General features: G+C 70.0%; 17 protein-coding genes. 13 read left to right on the forward strand and 4 right to left on the reverse strand.

From position 1 onward, the window contains the following. The first annotated feature begins 34 nt into the window (after positions 1-34). From OG714_RS13020 to OG714_RS13045, 6 genes are all read left to right on the forward strand, one after another. Positions 35-1,366: an ABC transporter substrate-binding protein gene (locus OG714_RS13020; protein ID WP_406120688.1), complete on the forward strand. Its 1,332-nt coding sequence runs from the start codon at positions 35-37 to the stop codon at positions 1,364-1,366. Between the two features lie 10 nt (positions 1,367-1,376). Next, positions 1,377-2,261 (forward strand): sugar ABC transporter permease, encoded by an 885-nt coding sequence (locus OG714_RS13025; protein WP_329349048.1) that lies wholly within the window; start codon positions 1,377-1,379, stop codon positions 2,259-2,261. Then, positions 2,261-3,166 (forward strand): carbohydrate ABC transporter permease, encoded by a 906-nt coding sequence (locus tag OG714_RS13030; RefSeq protein WP_406120691.1) that lies wholly within the window; start codon positions 2,261-2,263, stop codon positions 3,164-3,166. The genes OG714_RS13025 and OG714_RS13030 overlap by 1 nt, the downstream gene beginning before the upstream one ends. Next, positions 3,163-4,755 (forward strand): family 43 glycosylhydrolase, encoded by a 1,593-nt coding sequence (locus tag OG714_RS13035; RefSeq protein WP_406120693.1) that lies wholly within the window; start codon positions 3,163-3,165, stop codon positions 4,753-4,755. The genes OG714_RS13030 and OG714_RS13035 overlap by 4 nt, the downstream gene beginning before the upstream one ends. Before the next feature lie 200 nt (positions 4,756-4,955). Further along, positions 4,956-6,008: a LacI family DNA-binding transcriptional regulator gene (locus OG714_RS13040; RefSeq protein WP_406120695.1), complete on the forward strand. Its 1,053-nt coding sequence runs from the start codon at positions 4,956-4,958 to the stop codon at positions 6,006-6,008. Positions 6,009-6,046: 38 nt separating this feature from the next. Then, a complete protein-coding gene (locus tag OG714_RS13045; RefSeq protein WP_406120697.1) occupies positions 6,047-6,490 on the forward strand; it encodes a hypothetical protein in 444 nt (147 codons plus the stop codon). A gap of 30 nt (positions 6,491-6,520) precedes the next feature. On the opposite strand, the gene OG714_RS13050 is transcribed toward OG714_RS13045, so the two are convergent. Then, complete coding sequence (locus tag OG714_RS13050) at positions 6,521-7,171, reverse strand: hypothetical protein (protein ID WP_406120698.1); 651 nt, start codon at positions 7,169-7,171, stop codon at positions 6,521-6,523. An 84-nt stretch (positions 7,172-7,255) separates the two neighbouring features. Between OG714_RS13050 and OG714_RS13055 the strand changes: the two genes are divergently transcribed. Both OG714_RS13055 and OG714_RS13060 read left to right on the forward strand, forming a co-directional pair. Continuing rightward, on the forward strand, positions 7,256-7,888 hold the full coding sequence (locus OG714_RS13055; RefSeq protein WP_406120700.1) for a VOC family protein: 633 nt from the start codon (positions 7,256-7,258) through the stop codon (positions 7,886-7,888). A 73-nt stretch (positions 7,889-7,961) separates the two neighbouring features. Then, positions 7,962-8,360 carry a VOC family protein gene (locus OG714_RS13060; protein WP_406120702.1) on the forward strand — a complete coding sequence of 133 codons (399 nt, stop codon included), beginning with the start codon at positions 7,962-7,964 and terminating at the stop codon, positions 8,358-8,360. 16 nt (positions 8,361-8,376) lie between these two features. Here OG714_RS13060 and OG714_RS13065 read toward each other — a convergent pair whose 3' ends face one another. Beyond that, the gene (locus OG714_RS13065; RefSeq protein ID WP_406120704.1) at positions 8,377-9,075 is read right to left on the reverse strand and encodes a helix-turn-helix domain-containing protein; all 699 of its coding nucleotides are present in this window, start codon (positions 9,073-9,075) and stop codon (positions 8,377-8,379) included. Positions 9,076-9,085: 10 nt separating this feature from the next. Beyond that, positions 9,086-10,039, reverse strand: coding sequence for an AraC family transcriptional regulator (locus tag OG714_RS13070; protein WP_406120706.1), 954 nt, complete (start codon positions 10,037-10,039; stop codon positions 9,086-9,088). An 81-nt stretch (positions 10,040-10,120) separates the two neighbouring features. Here OG714_RS13070 and OG714_RS13075 point away from each other — a divergent pair, with 81 nt between their 5' ends. Further along, the gene (locus OG714_RS13075; protein WP_406120708.1) at positions 10,121-10,963 is read left to right on the forward strand and encodes an NmrA family transcriptional regulator; all 843 of its coding nucleotides are present in this window, start codon (positions 10,121-10,123) and stop codon (positions 10,961-10,963) included. A 118-nt stretch (positions 10,964-11,081) separates the two neighbouring features. Here the strand turns inward: OG714_RS13075 and OG714_RS13080 are convergent, their stop codons facing one another. Next, positions 11,082-12,245 carry a YihY/virulence factor BrkB family protein gene (locus tag OG714_RS13080; protein WP_406120710.1) on the reverse strand — a complete coding sequence of 388 codons (1,164 nt, stop codon included), beginning with the start codon at positions 12,243-12,245 and terminating at the stop codon, positions 11,082-11,084. A 529-nt stretch (positions 12,246-12,774) separates the two neighbouring features. Here OG714_RS13080 and OG714_RS13085 point away from each other — a divergent pair. From OG714_RS13085 to sbnB, 4 genes are read left to right on the forward strand one after another with little or no spacing between them, the layout of a single operon-like run. Next, on the forward strand, positions 12,775-15,225 hold the full coding sequence (locus OG714_RS13085; protein WP_406131804.1) for a Pls/PosA family non-ribosomal peptide synthetase: 2,451 nt from the start codon (positions 12,775-12,777) through the stop codon (positions 15,223-15,225). 42 nt (positions 15,226-15,267) lie between these two features. Next, positions 15,268-17,355, forward strand: coding sequence for a non-ribosomal peptide synthetase (locus OG714_RS13090; RefSeq protein ID WP_406120711.1), 2,088 nt, complete (start codon positions 15,268-15,270; stop codon positions 17,353-17,355). A gap of 55 nt (positions 17,356-17,410) precedes the next feature. Then, positions 17,411-18,415 carry a TauD/TfdA family dioxygenase gene (locus OG714_RS13095; RefSeq protein ID WP_406120712.1) on the forward strand — a complete coding sequence of 335 codons (1,005 nt, stop codon included), beginning with the start codon at positions 17,411-17,413 and terminating at the stop codon, positions 18,413-18,415. Beyond that, positions 18,412-19,440 (forward strand): 2,3-diaminopropionate biosynthesis protein SbnB, encoded by a 1,029-nt coding sequence (gene sbnB / locus OG714_RS13100; RefSeq protein ID WP_406120713.1) that lies wholly within the window; start codon positions 18,412-18,414, stop codon positions 19,438-19,440. The genes OG714_RS13095 and sbnB overlap by 4 nt, the downstream gene beginning before the upstream one ends. Positions 19,441-19,444: the final 4 nt, after the last annotated feature.

Genomic DNA, 19,444 nt, shown 5'->3' on the forward strand with positions numbered 1-19,444 from the left:
TTCTACCTCTTCTCTTCCGAAGGAACACGGTCTGATGAACTTCACCAGCCCCCGGAGAAGGTTCGCTCGTGCAGCCGTCGCGGGCCTCGCACTGACAGGTCTGCTCTCCGCCTGCGGCGGATCCGGTTCCGGGGACAAAGCGTCCTCGGGACCGGTCACCCTCCCCTTCTGGGGCTGGGCCAACGGGCAGGACGCGGTCGTGAAGGCGTTCAACGCCGCTCACCAGGACATCAAGCTCAAGTACACCAAGGTCACCGACCAGTTGACGATGCAGAAGCAGCTGACCAACGCGGTCAAGGCCGGCAACGCGCCCTGCCTGGTGCAGAACACGGCGGAGTACGTGACCACCTGGGTCTCGCAGGGCGCGCTCGCCGACATCTCGAAATACGTCTCGGCCGACAAGGCCAAGTTCAACGCGGGCTCCTGGGCGAGCGCGCAGGTGCAGGGCAAGTCCTATGGCGTGCCGACCAGTTCGGCCCCCGCGTTCACGATCTACCGCACCGACGTCTTCAAGAAGTACGGCCTGAAGGCACCCACGACCTGGGACGAGTTCATCGCCGCGGGCAAGGTCCTGAAGAAGCACGGCATCAAGATCACGAACTTCGCCGGTGAGGACCCGAGCACCCTGGAGGTGCTCTCCATGCAGGCCGGGGCGCACTGGTACGCCATCGACGGCAACTCCTGGAAGGTCGACTTCCAGGACGCGGGCAGCCTCAAGGCCGCCCAGGTGATCCAGGCGATCATCGACAACGACCTCAACTCCAAGCTCTCCTTCGCGGACTACGCGGCCGTGCAGCGCAACTACGACAACGGCGGCACCGCGACCCGGCAGATCTCCACCTGGCAGATGGCGGGCATGGTGCAGAACTTCACCAAGTCCGACGGCAAGTGGGCGCTGTCGCCCTGGCCGGCGTTCGCGGGCGAGGCCGCCAAGACGCCCGCCGGGACCAACCAGAGCGGTGGCGTCACGCTGGTGACCAAGCAGTGCGCGCACCAACAGCAGGCCGCCGAGGCCGCGTTGTGGATGTCGACGAACACCGGTGCGGTGAAGACGATGGCGAGCCCGACCACCGGCAACGGTGTGATGCCGGCGCTGGCCGACAGCAACGCGTACGTGGACGAGGCGATCTCCGACAAGCTGCTCGGCACGAACTACGAGCCGGCGAAGAAGGTCGTCACCGACAGCCTGGACACCATCACCTCGGACTGGGTGTTCGGTCCCGACTGGACCGCGATGTTCACCGAGTTGCAGACCGGCTGGGCGAAGGTGATGAACAAGCAGGAGAAGGTCACCGATCTGCTGGCGCACATGCAGGAATGGACGGTCAAGGACCTGAAGTCCCGCGGTATCAGCGTCAAGGGCTGAGGCAGCGCCGATGATCCGCTCCCAGCGCTGGAAGGGTGCCGCGTTCACGGTGCCCTTCCAACTCGGCTTTGTCTTCCTGTACTTGATACCGATCGGGTACGCCGTCTACGAGTCGCTGTTCGTGGAGCACCAGTCGGGGCTCGGCCTCGGCGGCTCCACGCAGCGGTTCTCCGGCCTGGACAACTACCAACAGGGCCTGACCGACTCGGCGTTCATGAACTCGGTACTGCGCGTGGTGCTGTTCGCGTGCGTGCAGATCCCGGTGATGCTGCTCGTCAGCCTGCTGCTGGCACTGTTCCTGGACGCGCTGTCCTCGAAGGCCGCGGGCCGGTTCCGGATCTTCCTCCTCGTGCCGTACATGATCCCCGGCGTGGTCGCGGCGATCGTGTGGATCAACCTGTACAGCCCGGACGTCGGTCCGTTGACGCCGCTGGGCAAGGTGTTCGGGCTGTCCTGGAACTTCTTCGCGCCCTCGATGGTGTGGCCGTCCATCGGCAACCTGCTGACCTGGCACGGCATCGGCTACAACATGGTGATCATCTACGCCGCGCTCCAGGGCGTCCCCCGCGACCTGTTCGAGGCGGCCCGGCTGGACGGCGCCTCCGAGTTCCGGGTCGCGACGAGCATCAAAATCCCTTACGTGCGCGGGGCGTTGGTGCTCACCGGGATGCTCTCGATCATCCAGATGCTGCAGATCTTCAACGAGCCGGCGCTGTTCCGGAACGTCACCCCCCAGACGGTCGACGACAGCTTCACACCCATCATGATCATCTACAACCAGGCGTTCAACGCGGGCAACTACCACTACGCGGCGGCCCTTTCGGTCCTCCTCGCCCTCATCCTCGGCCTCGCCTCCTTCCTCTTCTACCGGCTCACCGCGAAGGAGGCCGACTGATGACCCTCACCGAAGAACGCCGGAACGCCCATCAGGTCCGGCGCCTCAACAAGCCCGATCCGGCGGCCCGTTCACGCGGCGGCCAGCGTTTCCTGCTCGTCGGTCTGGTCCTGGCCAGTGCCTACAGCCTGTTCCCGGTGTGGTGGCTGATCGTCGCCGCGACCAAGGACCGCACGGGCCTGTACCAGAGCAACGGTCTCTGGTTCTCCGGCCTGCACCTGTGGGCGAACGTGCGTCAGGTCTTCACCTACGAGAACGGCATTTTCCTGCGCTGGACCGCCAACTCGTTCCTGTACGCGGGCGTCGGCTCCCTCGGCGGCACACTCATCGCCCTAGCGACGGGCTACGGCCTGGCGCGCTTCGAATTCCCGGGCCGCAGCGCGGTGTTCGCGTGCGTGGTGGGTTCGTTCCTGATCCCGATCGCGCTGCTCACGCTCCCGCTGTACCTGATGTTCTCGAAGATCGGCCTGGTCGACACCCCCTGGGCGATGCTGATCCCCTGCCTGATCAACCCGTTCAGCGTCTACCTCGCCAAGGTCTACACGGAGGCCACGGTCCCCTTCGAACTCCTGGAAGCCGCACGCCTCGACGGCGCGGGCGAGCTCCGTATCTTCTTCAGCATCGTGCTGCGGATGATGACGACGGGCGGAGCGACAGTCTTCCTCCTGGCCTTCGTGAACACCTGGAACGCCTTCTTCCTCCCGCTGACCGTGCTGCGCGGCGAGGAGAACTGGACGCTCAACCTCGGCCTCTACAACTGGTCCGGCAAACGCATGGAGTCGGGCGTCGACCTCACCAGCCTGGTCCTCACCGGCGCACTCCTCTCCATCGTCCCGATGGCCGTGATGATGGTCGCGATGCGCCGCTACTGGCGCACCGGGGTCACCCTGGGAGCCCTCAAGTGACCTTGCTGCACAACCCTGTTGTCCGTGGTTTCGCCCCCGACCCGTCGATGGTCAGGGTCGGCGCCTGGTACTACGTGGCGACCAGTTCCTTCGAGTGGTTCCCCACGATCCCGATCCACCGCTCCCACGACCTGGCCGACTGGCAGTACGCGGGCCACGTCCGGGGCGCGGTCCCCGGCGACTCCCTGGCCGGGGTCCCCGACTCGGGCGGTGTCTGGGCGCCTTCGCTGAGCTGGGACGGCGAGCGGTTCTGGATGACGTACTCGATCGTCCGCTCGGTCGGCACGCCGTACTTCGACCTGGACACCTACGTGACGACGGCGACGGACGTGGCCGGGAAGTGGACGGCCCCGCGGCGGGTGGCGAGCCACGGTTTCGACCCGGCGCTGTTCCACGACGAGGGCCGGTTGTGGCTGCTCAACCTCCAGAACGACTGTCGCCCCGGCGGCCGCCGCTTCGCGGGCATCGTCGCCACCGAGCTGGACCGCGACACGCTCGCCCCGATCGGCGTCACCCATCTGCTGCTCCAGCACGAACGGCTCGTCGAGGGGCCGAAGTTGGTGCGGCGGGGCGGCTGGTACCACCTGCTGCTCGCGGAGGGTGGCACGGGTTACGAGCACGGGGTGCGGGTGGCGCGCAGCCGTACGGTCACCGGTCCGTACGAGCTCGACGACCGCCCCTTGTTGACGTCACGGGACGACCCGTCGGTGCCGTTACAGAAGGCGGGCCACGGCGAGCTGGTCCAACTGCCGGGCGGGGAGTGGGTGTTGAGCCATCTGGCGGCGCGGCCGGTGCAGACTCCGGACGGGCCGCGGTGCACCCTGGGCCGGGAGACCGCGATCCAGGCCGTGACCTGGGACGCGGACGGCTGGCCGAGACTGCGGCAGGGCGGCTGGCAGCCGGCGGTCGAGGTGGACGTACCGTCGAGCCTCGCCCCATCCGACCAAGTCGCGCCCGTCGACGGGCCGTTGGGCTGGCCGTGGAGCAGTCCGCGCGCGTACCCGGACCCGTCCTGGGCGGACACGACCACCCGCCCCGGCTGGATCAGGCTGCGCGGGCGGCACGGGCCGGAGTCGCGGTGGGCGCACAGTCTGCTCGCCCAGCGGATCACGGAGCATCGCGCGGAGGCCGAAGTCACGCTCGACGCACGGCCGTTGACGTTCACGCAGGCGGCGGGGCTGGTGCTCTGGTACGGCGCCGAGGCGTATCTGAGCCTGCATCTGACCTGGGCCGAACCCGAGGGTGAGGGGCAGCGGGGGCAGCAGTGGCGGGGTGGTGGCCGTACGGTGCTGAGTCTGGTGGAGCGGGACGAGGACGGCACCCGGCAGGTGGCCGTCGTAGAGGTGGATGTCCGTGCTCCCGTGGTGCTGGGGGTGACGGTCGAGGGGGCCGACGCGCGGTTCTGGTATGTGCGGGAGGGGGTGCGGACGGCGGTCGGGCCGGGGCTGGACTTCAGCCGGCTGTCCGACGACCACGGGTCGCGGCTGCGGTTCACCGGTGCGACGGCGGGCATCCACGCGTGGGATCTGGTCGAGGGCGCGTTCGCGGCGGACTTCGCGGGTTTCCGGCTGACGTGCACAGCGGAGTGACCCGAAGGTGACGCTTTCTCCCCTGTTCGGGGTTTCGAAAGATCGGGTCGGCGCCATCGTGTGAATCCCCTGGTCTTCCCGACGTGTTGACGCGCACCTATCGTAGGAAGCGCTTTCTGGATGACTGGTGATCGAGTCGGGGAAGCAGCGCTGGTCGAAACTTTCGATGGCCCTCGGGCGGGCCGGAGAGGCGGTACCCGATGGTCCGTACGGGGAGCGCGAGCGTGACGGCAGGGCCGACGCTGGCGGTCGTGGCCCGGGAGGCGGGGGTGTCCGTGCCGACGGCGTCCAAGGTGGTCAACGGCCGGGAGGACGTGGCACCGGAGACGCGGCGGCGGGTGACGGAGGCGCTGGAGCGGCTCGGGTATGTGCGCCGGCCGCGGTTCGACGCGGGCAAGGCGCCGCGGATGGTCGATCTGGTGGTCCACTCGCTGGAGAGTTCGTGGTCGGGGGCGGTGCTGCACGGGGCGGAAGAGGCGGCGTACGAGGCCGGTCTGGAGGTCGTGGTCTCGGCCGGGCTCACCCGGACGCGGGCCGACCGGCCCGAACGGGGCTGGCTGGACAAGCTGGTCGGGCGGGGTTCGGCCGGAGTCCTGTTCAATCTCGCGGAGTTGACGTCGTCCCAGTACTCGTGGCTCGACCAGCACCGCATCCCGTTCGTGATGATCGACCCCGTGCACGAACCGCCGCCGGGCGTGGTGTCGGTCGGCGCGGCCAACTGGCAGGGCGGGGTGACGGCGACCGAGCACCTGCTCTCCCTGGGACACGAACGCGTCGCCGTCATCGCCGGCCACCGCCACAAGATGTGCAGCAGTGCCCGCGTCTCCGGCTACCGCTCCGCGCTCGCCGCCGCCGGTGTGCGTGTCCGCCCCGAGTACATCCGCCACGGCGGCTTTGACCAGGCCATGGCCCGCACCCGGATGCACGAACTCCTCGACCTGCCCGAACCGCCCACGGCCGTCTTCGTCTGCTCCGACCGCATGGCTCTGGGGGTCTACGAGGCCCTGGCGGAAAGGGAGTTGAGCATCCCGGACGACATCAGCGTGGTCGGCTTCGACGACCTTCCGGAGGCCCGCTGGGTCACCCCGGCCCTGACCACGATCCGCCAGCCGCTCTCCGAGATGGCCGCCACGGCACTGCGGTTGCTGCTCCGGCTGATGGACGGGGACCGGCCGGAGGGGACCCGGACGGAGTTGTCGACACGGCTGGTGGAACGGGCGAGTACGGGGGCGCCGGCCGGCCGTAGATCGTGACCGTGACTGCGGGGGCCGCCGGTCAGTAGCCTGCCGGTATGGCCATGTCATGGGACAAGCAGCAGTTGGTCGCGGACGGCTTCGAGCCCACGTACGTGGACTTGGAGTGGTACGACGGGCCGCGTAAGGGACTCGCGCTCGTCGGCGGTGTCCCGCACTACTACGAGGGACGGGAGTACGACCGCGCCGACGAGGCCGACGAGTACCTCGTGTGGCCCGCGAGCGAGGCGGCGGTGGCGTTGGAGCGCGAGCAGTGGGCGATCTTCATCAGGTACCAGCTTTCCGATGCCGGGCTGGAGCAGTATCCGGCGGACGGAGGGGTCGACGCCCGCTACGACGAACTACAGTTGCTCCTCGCGCCGCACCGTCAGGCGCCGGACGGTGCCCGTCGGCTCGTGGGTGAGGTGCGGTTCGACGACGGGGACGACCGCTACCGGTTCGACGGGGTCGACCACTGGTTCCGGTGGCGCCCGGCCGGCTGAGCAGGGCCGCTGCCCCGTCACGGCGTGCGCTCAACCGCCCTTGCCCACCTCGTTGTCGGGCGCCCCGTCCCCGTTCGCGGGCAGGTCGCCGCGTTGCACGGGGGCGGTGGCCGTGCGGGCCGGCGGGAGGACGACCGGGAGTTCGCTCTTGTACGGACGGCGGAGGGACTGGGCCGCCTGGTGCAGGACCGCGCGGGTCACCCTGCCCTGCTGGGCGCCGACGTGCACGAGGTGGCCCTTCTGCGCCAGCACGTACTCGATCTCCCCGCCCCCGGTGCGGTACCAGGCGTTCCCGTCGCGTACGCAGGTCATGGGCACGCTGATCGCCGCCTGCGTCGCGCAGTTCGCGTCGGTCATCGCGCCCGGCTCCACGCGCAGGGTGATCACGGCGCCGGTCTTCAGCTGTGTGTACGCGATGGAGAGACCGACGTCCGATACGCCGACCGACTGCTCGGCGAGAGTGAACCCGGGAGGGTCGATGACGTAGACGAGGTCGGGGTCGAAGCCCAACGACCCTGCCCGGGACGCGATTTCGGCGGACGTGGCGGTGACATCGGCCGTGGTGGACGAGGCCTCGGGGGTTCCCGCACCCGCGCCCGCCTGCTCCGTGCCGCAGCCCGCGAGCAGCAGGGGCAGCACCGACAGCAACAGCAGCGGCAGGGGGCGCGCAGTGCGGATCATGTGCCCATCCTGCCGTACAGGTGTTCCGCGGCCGGGGGACTTTTCCCTCCTGTGGCGCGGGCCCGCCGCGTAGCCTCGGTGGGGATGAACGCCCTTCCCGCACGCCTCGACCACCTCGTCCTCGCGACCCCCGAACTGGCGGCGACGGTCGCCGAGTTCACCGAGCGCACGGGCATCGCGCCGGTCGTGGGCGGTGCCCATGTCGGGCTCGGTACCCGCAACCACCTTGTCTCGCTGGGTGGTTCCCGGTATCTGGAGATCATCGGTCCTGACCCGGAGCAGTCCGAGCCGTCGGGTCCGCGTCCCTTCGGTGTCGACGGGCTGACCGTCGCCCGAACGGTGACCTGGGCGATCGCCCCGCCCGACCTGGACGCGGCGGTCGCGGCGGCCCGAGCCCAGGGGTACGACCCCGGGCCGGTGCGGGCGATGAGCCGCCGCCGGCCCGACGGCACGCTGCTGGAGTGGCGGCTCACCGACGGGGACACGGCACACCCTTCCGGCCTGGTGCCGTTCCTCATCGACTGGAGTTCCTCGCCCCATCCGACCGCCTCGGGCCTGCCCGTCGCACCCCTGCTGGAGCTGACCGCGACGGCCCCGGTCCCGGACGAGATCCGCCCGTTGCTGTCGGCGGTGGGCGCGGAGCTGGTGGTGGCAACCGGGCCGGTGGGCCTCTCCTTCACGCTGGACACTCCGCGCGGACCGGTGGCCTTCCGCTGAGCGGCCGCCCCGACACGACCACCGTGTCCGATTCCTGCAAGACCGGCCGGCCCACCCCGCCTACCGTTGCCCCATGACTCCACGATTCGACGCGATCGGCCTGGTCGTCTCCGACATGGCCGCCTCTGTCGCCTTCTACCGTCGGCTCGGGTTCGGGTTCCCCGAGGATGCCGAGAGCCAGCCGCACGCCGAGGCCCAACTCCCCGGTGGGCTACGGCTGTTGCTGGACACGGAGGACACCGTCCGCTCGTTCCACCCGGGTTGGCGGTCACCCAGCGGCAGCGGTCGGGCCGCGCTCGCCCTGCTCTGCGACGACCCCGCCGAAGTCGACCGGGTCTACGAGGAGTTGACCGGCGCCGGGCACCACGGCGAACTCAAGCCGTGGGACGCCTTCTGGGGCCAGCGGTACGCCGTCGTGCACGACCCCGACGGCAACGGCGTGGACCTCTTCGCCGCGCTGCCGTCCGCCTGAAGCCGATACGGCTGCTTCAGTCGGCCCGGCCGAGCAGCCGCCCCAGCGGCATCCCCGCCAACTCCTTGACGTCCCGGGCGAGATGGGCCTGGTCCGCGTAACCGGACCGGGCCGCCGTCTCCGCGAACGGCACTCCGGCGCGGGCCAGTGCGAGGGCGCGTTGCAGGCGCAGGACCCGGGCGAGGGTCTTGGGGCCGTAGCCGAAGGCGGTGAGCGAGCGGCGGTGCAACTGGCGGGCGCCGAGGCCGAGTTCGTCGGCGGTGGCGGCGACGGGGCGACCGGTGTCGAGGGCCGCCACGAGGTGTCGTAGGAGCGGGTCGGGTGGGGGTGTCTCGGTGGCGCGGTGCAGGGCCAGTTCCTCCAACGCGGTGGCCGGGTCGGGGGAGTTGGCGATGCGGGCGGTCAGCCGGCGTACCGTCGCGGCGGGCCAGAGGTCGGTGAGGTCGACCCGGCGGTCGCGGAGTTCGTGTGCGGGGACGCCCAGGTAGGCGGGGGCGGTGCCGGGGCCGAAGCGGATGCCCGCCCAGTGCGCGGGGGCGCTCCCGGGGACGTACGCGCGGGTGTCGGGGCCCGCGACCAGCAGGCGGCCCTCGTTCCAGAGGAGGTCCATGCAGCCGTCGGGCAGGACGGGGTGGACCGGGTCGACGGCGGTGGCCTCGATGGTTCGGCTCCAGACCACCGCGCCCGGCAGCCGGGACGCCCTCTCCACGTACACGGTCGAAAGGCTACGCCCACCGGCGCTGCTGTCCCGCCCGCGTCCGGTGTTCCTGCGGGCTCACGCCGTAGACCCGTTTGAAGGCGCTGGACAGGGCGAACGCGCTGCCGTAGCCGACCTGTCGCGCGATCGCGCCGATGGTGTCCTCGGTGTCGCGGAGGCGGTCGGCGGTGAGGGCGAGGCGCCAGGCGGTGAGGTAGGACATCGGGGGTTCGCCGACCAGGTCGGTGAAGCGGCGGGCCAGGGCCGCGCGGGAGACGCCCGCCTTGGCGGCCAGGGAGGCGACCGTCCAGGGGTGGGCGGGGTCGTCCTGGAGGAGGCGCAGGACCCTGCCGACGACGGGGTCGGCCAGTGCGCGGTACCAGGCCGGGGCGTCCGCCTCCGGGCGGGAGAACCAGGCCCTCAGGGCGGCGATGACGAGGAGGTCGAGGAGGCGGTCCAGGACGACCTCCTGGGCGGGTTCGTCGCGGACGATCTCCTCCATGAGAAGCGGGGTCAGCGGGCACTCCCACACCTCGGAGGGGAGCGAGAGGAGGGGTGGGAGGGCGTCCAGGAGGCGGCCGTTGATCTCGCCGCGCATGAGGTAGGTGCCGATGAGCATCACCGTGGAGCCGTCGAGGCGGTCGCCCCAGGTGCGGACGCCGAGGTCCATGGAGCCCTTGAGGGGGGTGCCGTCGGGGTAGTGGCACTCTCCGCCGGGCAGGATCACGGCCTGCGGGGTGGTGCCGGGGGCGTCGCCGCAGGTGTACGGGTCGGGGCCGCGGGCGATGGCGAGGTCGCCGGCCCGCAGTCGTATCCGCTCCCCCGTGTCCGGGGTGATCCAGCCGTCGCCGCGGACCATGAGCATGACCGTCAGCGGGGCGCGGTCCTCGACGCGTACCGCCCACGGCGGGTCGAAGCACGCGCGGATCATGAAGGCGCCACGCGCGCGTGGACCCTCCAGAAGGCCTGCAAGGGCGTCCATGTGGCCAGCGTAGACGGGCGATTATGGGAATGAGCCGTTCAGCGATGGTCCGTGCTCGCGCGGGGGCGTTGACTGGATGGCATGACACAGAATGCACAGAACATGACGATTGTGGTGACCGGCGCTTCGGGGCGTACCGGGCGCCGGGTGGCGGAGTCCGCGCGGGCCGCGGGGCTGACCGTGCGGGCGGCCTCGCGGGCCCAGGGGTTCGACTGGGCGGACCGGTCCACGTGGGCGGAGACCCTGCGGGGCGCCGACGCGGCGTATCTCGTCTACCCGTCGGACGTCGGGGCGCCGGAAGCGGGACTCGCGGTGGGACTGCTCGCTCAGGAGGCGGTCGGGCTGGGCGTACGGCGGCTGGTGCTGCTGTCGTCCCGGGGTGAGGAGCGGGCGCGGCCGACCGAGGAGGCACTGCGGGGGTCGGGGGCGGACTGGACGGTCGTGCGGGCGTCGTGGTTCGCGCAGAACTTCAGCGAGGGGCCGCTGGTGGAGGGGTTGCGGGAGAGTGGGGAACTGGTGTTCCCCGGTGGTTCGGTGCGGGAGCCGTTCGTCGATGTGCGGGACATCGCGGACGTGGTCGTCGCGGCGGTGACGGCCGGGGACCGGTACGTGGGGCAGGCGCTCACGTTGTCCGGGCCGCGGCTGCTGACCTTCGGGGAGGCGGTCGCCGAGATTGCCGCGGTGACCGGTCGTGAGCTGACGTATCGAGCGGTTTCGGCCCGTCAGTACGGGGAGATGCTCGCGGGGTTCGGGGTGCCGGCGGAGGAGGTCGAGTTTCTGGTGGAGTTGTTCGAGTCGCTGCTGGATGGGCGGAACTCGTATCTCTCCGAGGGGGTTCAGGAGGTGCTGGGGCGGGAGCCGCGGGACTTCTCGGAGTTCGTGCGGGAGGCTGCGGCGGCGGGGGTCTGGAAGCCCGGTTCGTAGGCTGCGGGTTGGCTGCGGCTGGCCGGCCGGTACGTAGTCCGCGAGTCCGTCGTGGCTGGTCGCGCCCGCGCGGCGGAGCCGCAAATCGATACAGCCCCGCGCCCCTTTCAGGGACGCTTCACTTGTCCGGTGACTGAGAGTCCCCGTTCCCCTTGTGAGTGCTCTTGGCGTGGGTACGGAGCCGTGACGTCACGTCTTCCGGAGGCAGGAAGCGGGACCAGCGTTCCGGGAACTCGGAGGGCATGTAGGAGTCGTCGGGGTCGTCGTCGTCCTCGCCGTCGCGGGAGCGGACGGCGGCCATGCGGGCGACGTACTCGGCGACCTGCTCGTCCTGGCGGCGTTCGTTGGCGGCGCGGGCGGCGGCGGTCGCGGCGGCGGGCCAGACGCGGTCGATGGCCGCGTTGACGGCGGCGCCGACGAGGACGGCGAACGCGGAGACGCCGATCCACAGCAGGACGGCGACGGGCGCGGCGAGGGAGCCGTAGATGGTGGGGCCCTCGACCGTGCTGGTGAGGTAGATGCGCAGCAGGTAGCTGCCGAGGACCCACATGGCGAGGGCGACCAGGGCGCCGGGCACGTCCTCGATCCACGGGGAGCGGACGGGCACGGACACGTGGTACAGCGTCGTCAGGAAGACGATGGACAGGACGATGACAACCGGCCAGTACAGGACCTGGACGACCGTCTCCGACCACGGCACCACGTTCACCACGGCGTCCGGCCCGGCCACCATGAGCGGCAGCGCGACCGAACCGATCAGCAGGGCCGCGACGAACAGGGCGAAGGACACGATCCGGGTCTTGACGATGCCGCGCACGCCGTCGAGGCCGTACATGACGGTGATGGTGTCGATGAAGACGTTGACCGCGCGGGAGCCCGACCACAGGGCGAACAGGAAGCCGATGGAGATGACGTCGGGCCGGCCGCCCTTCATCACGTCGTGCAGGATCGGCTGGGCGATCTCGTGCACGCCCTTGTCGGACAGGACCGTGCGGGACGCCTCCAGGATGTTGTTCTCCAGGCCGGCGATGCTGTCGGCGCCGGTCCAGCTGTCGACGTAGCCGAGCAGGCCGATGAGGCTCAGCAGGAGCGGCGGCACGGACAGCAGCGTGAAGAACGCGGCCTCGGCCGCGAGGCCCAGGATGCGGTACTCCATGCAGGAGTTGACGGTGTCCTTGACCAGCAGCCAGGCGGTCCTGCGCTTGGAGACGTTCCGGTAGAGGGCACGCGCCCGGTGGAACCGGCTGGAGGGCCGCTCGGGGGGTTCACTTGCTGACTGCACGCCCTAAAGGTATCCGCCGCGCCGGGATGCGCTCGTCCCCCGGGGGCGTCGGCCGGGCGGGAGGCCCTCGGGGGCGGTCGTGTCATGCTCGCGATGGCCGAAAATAATCACACCGAAAATCGAAGCCGCATTCGATACTTCGACGGCCGTTTCGGAGAGTGTCCCGGTGAGGACTTCGACCGTCAATTCATGTTGACCCGCACCCCGGCCGGCGAAGACGAAAAAGCGCCATTGACCGAAACAGTCTTGACCCGTCCTAGAATGTCCAGAAATAATCCGGACTGCATTCGTTGCGCGCGTTGGGGCGACGTCAGCGCACACGACTCGGGGGAATCAAAAGGCTCAGGACCAGAGCCTCGTACAAATGGCAACTCTGTACACAATGCGGAACTCCATTCTCACGAATTCCCATTCACCTCACCCGTTTCGCGTGCTTATTGATATTCCCCTGCCGTGAACATCGGGCGCGACTCCACCGTATTCGTCTTTGACAATTCAAAGGCGACGATCAGCACCAAGGAGCCACGTGGTGGGAAAACCCGGCACCGTCACCGAGACCGTCCTCGCGGAGGTCCTGGCCGGTGTCGTACGCAAGGAAGCCATACCCCTCGACAGTCACTTCTTCGACGACCTGGGCGCCAACTCGCTCGTGATGGCGCACTTCTGCGCCCGGGTCAGGAAACGCGAGGATCTGCCGTCGGTGTCGATGCGGGACGTCTACGGATATCCGACGATCCGCAGTCTGGCGGCGGCGCTCGCCGACACACCCGAGCCCGTCGCACCGGTCGAGGCGGAGCCGCCGCCGGCCGGGAGCACGGCCCGCTATCTGCTGTGCGGGGCACTTCAGTTCATCATTTTCGCCGTCTATTGCGTGCTCACCGGGATGGTCACGGGGCAGGGCTACGAATGGGTGTCCGGCGGGGACGGGGTGATCCAGGTATATCTGCGGTCCGCGATATTCGGCGGCGCGGTGTTCGTCGGTGTTTGCACGGTGCCGGTGGTGGCCAAGTGGGTTCTCGTGGGCCGCTGGAAGGAGACCGAATTCCCGGTCTGGGGACTCGCCTACGTCCGGTTCTGGACCGTCAAGGCCCTCCTGCACGCCAACCCGATGATCCTGTTCGCCGGCAACCCGGTCTACGTCCTGTATCTGCGCGCTCTCGGCGCCCGGATCGGCAAGGGCGTCACGATCCTGTCCCATTCCGTACCGGTCTGCACCGACCTGCTGACCATCGGAGACGGAACGGTCATCCGCAAGGACACCTTCTTCCTCTGCTACCAGGCGCGCGCCGGCCGTATCCGCACCGGCCGGGTCACCCTCGGCAGCGAGGTGTACGTCGGTGAGAAGACCGTCCTCGACATCGGCACGGTCATGGGCGACGGGTCCCAACTCGGCCATTCCTCCGCCCTGTACGACGGCGCCGAGGTCCCGGCGGGGCAGCGCGTGCACGGCTCCCCGGCGCAGGCCACGGACGTCGACTACGTCCGGGTCCCGCACGCGGACTGCTCGACACCGCGCCGCTTCGGCTACGGCCTGGGCGCCGTCCTGCAGATGCTGCTGCTCTACGTCCCGCTCGGGCTCGGCGGCACCTACATGCTGCTGACCGTGGTCCCGGCCCTCGACCACCTGCTGGATCCGAACACCAAGGACCTCGACTCCGCCCGGTTCTACGGCGAGGCGCTGGCCCTGTCGCTGGTGGCGTTCGTGGGGTTCGTCGTGCTCGGCTTCACCGCCGTGTCCCTGGTACCGAGGCTGCTGCGTCCGCTGCTGCGCCCCGACCGGGTGTATCCGCTGTACGGCTTCCACTACTCGGTGCAGCGCGCGGTGGCGCGGATGACCAACCTGAAGTTCTTCAAGTGGCTGCTCGGGGACAGTTCGTACATCGTCGGCTATCTGAAGGCCATCGGTTACGACCTCGGCGAGGTGGAGCAGACCGGCTCCAACTTCGGTACGGAGGTGCAGCACGAGACGCCGTATCTGGCCACCGTGGGCAGCGGGACGATGGTCGCGGACGGTCTGTCGATCGTCAACGCGGACTTCTCCAGCACGTCGTTCAGGCTGTCGCGCGCTTCGATCGGACCGCGCAACTTCCTTGGCAACAACATCGCGTACCCCTCGGGGGGCCGCACCGGCGACAACTGTCTGCTCGCCACGAAGGTGATGGTGCCGCTCGACGGCGAACTCCGTGAGGGCGTCGGACTGTTGGGCTCGCCGTGCTTCGAGATCCCGCGCTCGGTGGAACGCGACAGCCGCTTCGACCATCTGCGCGAGGGCGACGAGCTGAAGCGCCGGCTGGCCGCGAAGAACCGCTCCAACCTGCGCTCGATGGGCCTGTACCTGTTCGTGCGCTGGCTGCACTGGTTCGTGCTCACCGTCTTCGGCTTCGCCGCCATCGACCTGTACGGGGGCGAGGGCATCGGCGGGGGGCTGCTGATCGGCGCGTCCCTGATGCTCGGGCTCGGTTTCACCGCCGGGTACTACGTGCTGGTGGAGCGCCTGGTCGGCGGATTCCGGCCGCTGGAGCCCAAGTTGTGCTCGATCTACGACCCGTACTTCTGGTGGCACGAGCGGCTGTGGAAGGTGCCGGACACCTATATGCAGGTGTTCAACGGCACGCCGTTCAAGAACCTGATCTGGCGGCTGCTGGGCGTGCGGATCGGCAAGCGCGTCTTCGACGACGGCGCCTACATCACCGAGCGCACCCTGACCGCGATCGGCGACGACTGCACGCTGTCGGCGCACACCAAGGTGCAGTCGCACTCGCAGGAGGACGGCACCTTCAAGTCCGAGATGATCACCATCGGCGCCGGCTGCACCCTCGGGGTGGGTGCGCTCGTGCACTACGGCGTGTCGATGGGCGACGGGGCCGAACTGGCCCCCGACTCCTTCCTGATGAAGGGCGAGGAGATGCCCGCGCGGTCCCGGTGGGGCGGGAATCCGGCGGTGGCGCCACGGCGCGCCGGACAGCACATGACTCCCTGACGGCTCGTGCCGTAGGGGGAAGGAAACAGGGGGAAGAGAACGATGGAGATCATTCCGCGGTGGACGCTCGCTCCGGTGCCCGGTGTGGCGGAGTACGAAGTGTCCCTGCCCGACGGGCTGTCGATCGAGCCCGCCGCACTGGAAGTCGCCCACGCCAAGGTCCTCGGGGCGCTGTCCGGCGAACCCGCCGAGGAGGACCCGGCGTTGGAGGTGAGCGTCACCGGCCGCACGCTGCGGCTGCGCTACCGCACCGACGTCCTCGACGCCGGGGCCGCCGCCCGCATCGCGGGCTATCACCTGACCGCGCTGACCGAGCCGGACCGGCCGGTGCTGCTGTCGGACGCCGAACTCCGCTTCCAGCTCGACGAGTTGGCGGGTCCACGGCGCGAGCTGCCCGAGCGGCGGGTGCACGAGCTGTTCGAGGAACGGGTGTCGGCGCATCCGGACGCGGTCGCCGCCGTCCAGGGGGACCGGCGGTGGACGTACCGGGAGCTCAACTCCCGGGCGAACCAGCTGAGTCGGGCGCTGCTCTCCCGGGGGCTGACCCGCGAGGGTGTCGTCGCCGTGGTGCTGGAGCGGAACCTGGACTGGATGGCCGCCGTGCTCGCCGTGTTCAAGGCGGGCGGGGTGTACCTGCCCGTCGAGCCGCACTTCCCGGCCGACCGGGTGGCGAGGGTCCTCGAACGTGCCGGATGCGAGCTGGTGCTGACCGAGCGCGGCAGCGACGGCGCGCTGGGCGACCCGACCGACCGGACGCTCTACGTCGACGAGGCGTACGCCGAGGGCCACTCGGACGGCGATCTCGGTATCGCGGTGTCACCGGGTCAACTCGCCTACATCTACTTCACGTCCGGCTCCACGGGTGAGCCCAAGGGCGCGATGTGCGAGCACGCGGGTTTCCTCAACCACGTGTTCGCGAAGCTCGACGACCTGGGGATCGGTGCCGGGCAGGTGGTGGCGCAGACCGCGCCGCAGTGCTTCGACATCTCCCTGTGGCAGCTGGTCTGCGCGCCGCTCGTGGGCGGGCGGACGCTGCTGGTGGAGCAGGACGTGATCCTGGACGTGGCGCGGTTCGTCGACACGATCGAGGCGGGGCGCGTGAACGTGCTCCAGGTCGTGCCGTCGTATCTGGAGGCCGTGCTGGCCGAGTTGGAGCGGCAGCCGCGTGAACTCCCCGATCTGCGCTGTGTGTCGGTCACCGGGGAGGCCGTGAAGAAGGAGCTCGTGGAGCGCTGGTTCACCGCTCGGCCCGGGGTGCGGCTCGTCAACGCCTATGGCCTGACGGAGACTTCGGACGACACCAACCACGAGGTCATGGACCGGGCACCGGACGGGGACCGCGTCCCGCTGGGGCGGCCCGTCTCCAACGTGCGGGTCTACGTCGTCGACGAGGATCTGGTGCCCGTGCCGCTGGGGGCGCCCGGCGAGATCGTGTTCTCCGGTGTGTGCGTCGGCCGGGGGTACGTCAACGATCCCGAGCGGACGCGGGCGGCGTTCACCGACGACCCGTACCGGCCCGGTGAGCGGCTGTACCGCAGCGGTGACCACGGGCGCTGGCGGCCGGACGGCAAGCTGGAGTTCCTGGGGCGCCGGGACAGCCAGGTGAAGATCCGCGGCTTCCGCATCGAGATCGGCGAGATCGAGAACGCGCTGCTGCGGGTGGACGGGGTGCGGGACGGCGCGGTGGTCGTCGTGCGCGGGACGCAGCTGGTGGCGTTCTGCACGGGTGCGCGGCCGGTCGAGGCCGCGGCCGTGCGCGAACGGCTCGCCGAGTCGCTGCCCGCGTACATGGTGCCGTCGGTCGTGCACTGGCGGGCGTCGCTGCCGCTGACCGCCAACGGCAAGACCGACCGCCGGACGCTCACCGCGCTCGCCGGCGACCTGGACGCGGTCGGCGACGGGCCCGACACACCGGCCGAGCGCCGGCTCGCGGCGGCCTGGGCGGTGGTGCTGGGCATCCCGGCCGAACGGATCGGCCGCCAGGACCACTTCTTCGACCGCGGCGGCACCTCGCTGGCCGCGGTGAAGCTGGCGGTCGCCCTCGACCGGGCGATCAGCCTCAAGGACGTCACCCGTCACCCGGTCCTCGCGGACCTGGCCGGACTGCTGGACCCGCCCGTCTCCTCCTGAGACCCGCCGCACCCCCGGCCGAACGAACGACAGCACCACCGAAAGGAACACCGAGATGTCGCTCTCTTCCGCGACGCTGCTCAACTCCGTGGCCCTGAGCCCGGACAGTCCACCGCTGCTGCACGCCGACGTCGGCGCGGACCCGGTCGGCTGGGCCGCCGGGCACCGTGACGGGCTGCGGTCCGTCGTCGCCGAGCACGGCTGCGTCCTGGTCCGCGGACTCGGCCTCGCCGACCCGGCCGGGGCCGAGACCGTCTTCCGGCGGCTCACCGACTCCCTGATGGCGGACCGGGAGCCGTTCGCGCCCCGCCGTACGTACGCGGAGGGCGTGTACTCCGCCACGAAGTGGCCGACCGACCAACCGATGTGCCAGCACCACGAGTTGAGCTACGCCCTGGAGTTCCCCGGCCTGCTGCTCTTCGCCTGCCTGGAGGCACCGACACAGGGCGGCGCGACCCCGGTCGCCGACGCCGAGGCCGTGCTCCAGTCGCTGCCCGCGCCGCTCGTCGAGCGGTTCGAGCGGGAGGGCTGGCTGCTGACGCGGACGTACCACGAGGAGATCGGGGCGTCGGTCGCCGAGGCCTTCGGCACCGACGACCGGGCCGTCGTGGAGCGCTACTGCCGCACCCAGGGCATCGAGTTCGCCTGGCAGCACGACGGTTCGCTGCGCACCCGCCAGCGCCGCGCCGCCGTGCTCCGCCACCCGGTCACCGGCCGCCGCTGCTGGTTCAACCAGATCGCCTTCCTGAACGAGTGGACGATGGAGCCCGAGGTGCGCGAATACCTGGTCGACGTCTACGGCGCCGACGCACTGCCCTTCAACACCCGCTTCGGGAACGGCGATCCGATCGACGCGGACATCGTGACGACCATCAACGAGGCCTACGACCGGCACGTGCGGCGCGAGCCGTGGCGCTCCGGGGATCTGCTGCTGGTGGACAACATCCGTACCGCGCACGGCAGGGAGCCTTTCGAGGGGCCGCGCGAGGTGCTCGCCGGGCTCGGCGATCCGGTGCGCCTGACGGACCTCGCCCCGTCGGCCGGCGGGAGGGCGGCATGAGCATCGACACACCGTCGTTCTCGGTCATCAGCGGCGAACAGGTCCAACAGGCCCTGACCGGGCGGGAGTCGGAGATCGCCGCCCTCGTGGAGGCCACCTACCGGCTGCACGGCGCGGGCGAGTCGGTGAACCCGCCGTCGTACTTCCTGCGCTTCCCGGACCGTCCGTCGTCCCGGATCATCGCGCTGCCCGCGTCGCTCGGGGGGCCGTCGCGGGTGGACGGGCTGAAGTGGATCTCCAGTTTCCCCGGGAACACCGGGTCCGGGCTGCCCAGGGCCTCGGCGGTACTGATCCTCAACGACCCGGACACCGGCTATCCGTACGCCTGCCTGGAGAGTTCGGTGATCAGCGCGACCCGTACGGCGAGTTCGGCGGCCCTCGCGGCCGACAAGCTCAGCCAGGGGCGGACGCGGCCGTTGCGGGTCGGGTTCGTGGGGACGGGCCTGATCGCCCGCTACATCCACACCCATCTCCGGGCCACCGGCTGGGAGTTCGAGGAGACGGGTGTGTACGACCTGTCCGCGGACAGCGCGGAGGGGTTCCGGGGCTATCTGGAGCGGTCGGGCGCGCCGGGGCGGGTCGCGGTGCACGACAAGATCGAAGGCCTCGTCCGCTCCAGCGACCTGCTGGTGTTCGCGACGATCGCCGGCTCGCCGCATGTGCACGATCCGGCCTGGTTCGACCATCATCCGCTGGTCCTGCACGTGTCGTTGCGGGATCTCGACCCGGCGATCCTGCTCGCGTCCGCGAACTTCGTGGACGACGTCGAGCACTGCCTGAAGGCCGACACGTCACCGCACCTGGCCGAACAGGTCACCGGGGGGCGGGAGTTCATCGACGGCACGCTGGACGACGTACTGACAGGTCGCGTGAGCGTACCGACCGACCGGACGGTGGTGTTCTCGCCCTTCGGGCTGGGGGTGCTCGACCTCGCGGTCGGCAGGTTCGTCCATGACGAAGTGGTTCGACGGGGCGAACTCCACGTCGTCGACGGGTTCTTCCACGAGCTGCGCCGGTACGGCTGACGGC

The sequence above is a fragment of the Streptomyces sp. NBC_00989 genome, assembly GCF_045162655.1.
Taxonomy (GTDB): Bacteria; Actinomycetota; Actinomycetes; order Streptomycetales; family Streptomycetaceae; genus Streptomyces.

Bases quoted from the DNA above. Each gene is read 5' to 3' on its own strand.
- OG714_RS13020 (WP_406120688.1), top strand. From the start codon at position 35: ATGAACTTCACCAGCCCCCGGAGAAGGTTCGCTCGTGCAGCCGTCGCG.
- OG714_RS13025 (WP_329349048.1), top strand. From the start codon at position 1,377: ATGATCCGCTCCCAGCGCTGGAAGGGTGCCGCGTTCACGGTGCCCTTC.
- OG714_RS13030 (WP_406120691.1), top strand. From the start codon at position 2,261: ATGACCCTCACCGAAGAACGCCGGAACGCCCATCAGGTCCGGCGCCTC.
- OG714_RS13040 (WP_406120695.1), top strand. From the start codon at position 4,956: ATGGTCCGTACGGGGAGCGCGAGCGTGACGGCAGGGCCGACGCTGGCG.
- OG714_RS13045 (WP_406120697.1), top strand. From the start codon at position 6,047: ATGGCCATGTCATGGGACAAGCAGCAGTTGGTCGCGGACGGCTTCGAG.
- OG714_RS13050 (WP_406120698.1), bottom strand. From the start codon at position 7,171: ATGATCCGCACTGCGCGCCCCCTGCCGCTGCTGTTGCTGTCGGTGCTG.
- OG714_RS13055 (WP_406120700.1), top strand. From the start codon at position 7,256: ATGAACGCCCTTCCCGCACGCCTCGACCACCTCGTCCTCGCGACCCCC.
- OG714_RS13060 (WP_406120702.1), top strand. From the start codon at position 7,962: ATGACTCCACGATTCGACGCGATCGGCCTGGTCGTCTCCGACATGGCC.
- OG714_RS13070 (WP_406120706.1), bottom strand. From the start codon at position 10,039: ATGGACGCCCTTGCAGGCCTTCTGGAGGGTCCACGCGCGCGTGGCGCC.
- OG714_RS13075 (WP_406120708.1), top strand. From the start codon at position 10,121: ATGACACAGAATGCACAGAACATGACGATTGTGGTGACCGGCGCTTCG.
- OG714_RS13090 (WP_406120711.1), top strand. From the start codon at position 15,268: ATGGAGATCATTCCGCGGTGGACGCTCGCTCCGGTGCCCGGTGTGGCG.
- OG714_RS13095 (WP_406120712.1), top strand. From the start codon at position 17,411: ATGTCGCTCTCTTCCGCGACGCTGCTCAACTCCGTGGCCCTGAGCCCG.
- sbnB (WP_406120713.1), top strand. From the start codon at position 18,412: ATGAGCATCGACACACCGTCGTTCTCGGTCATCAGCGGCGAACAGGTC.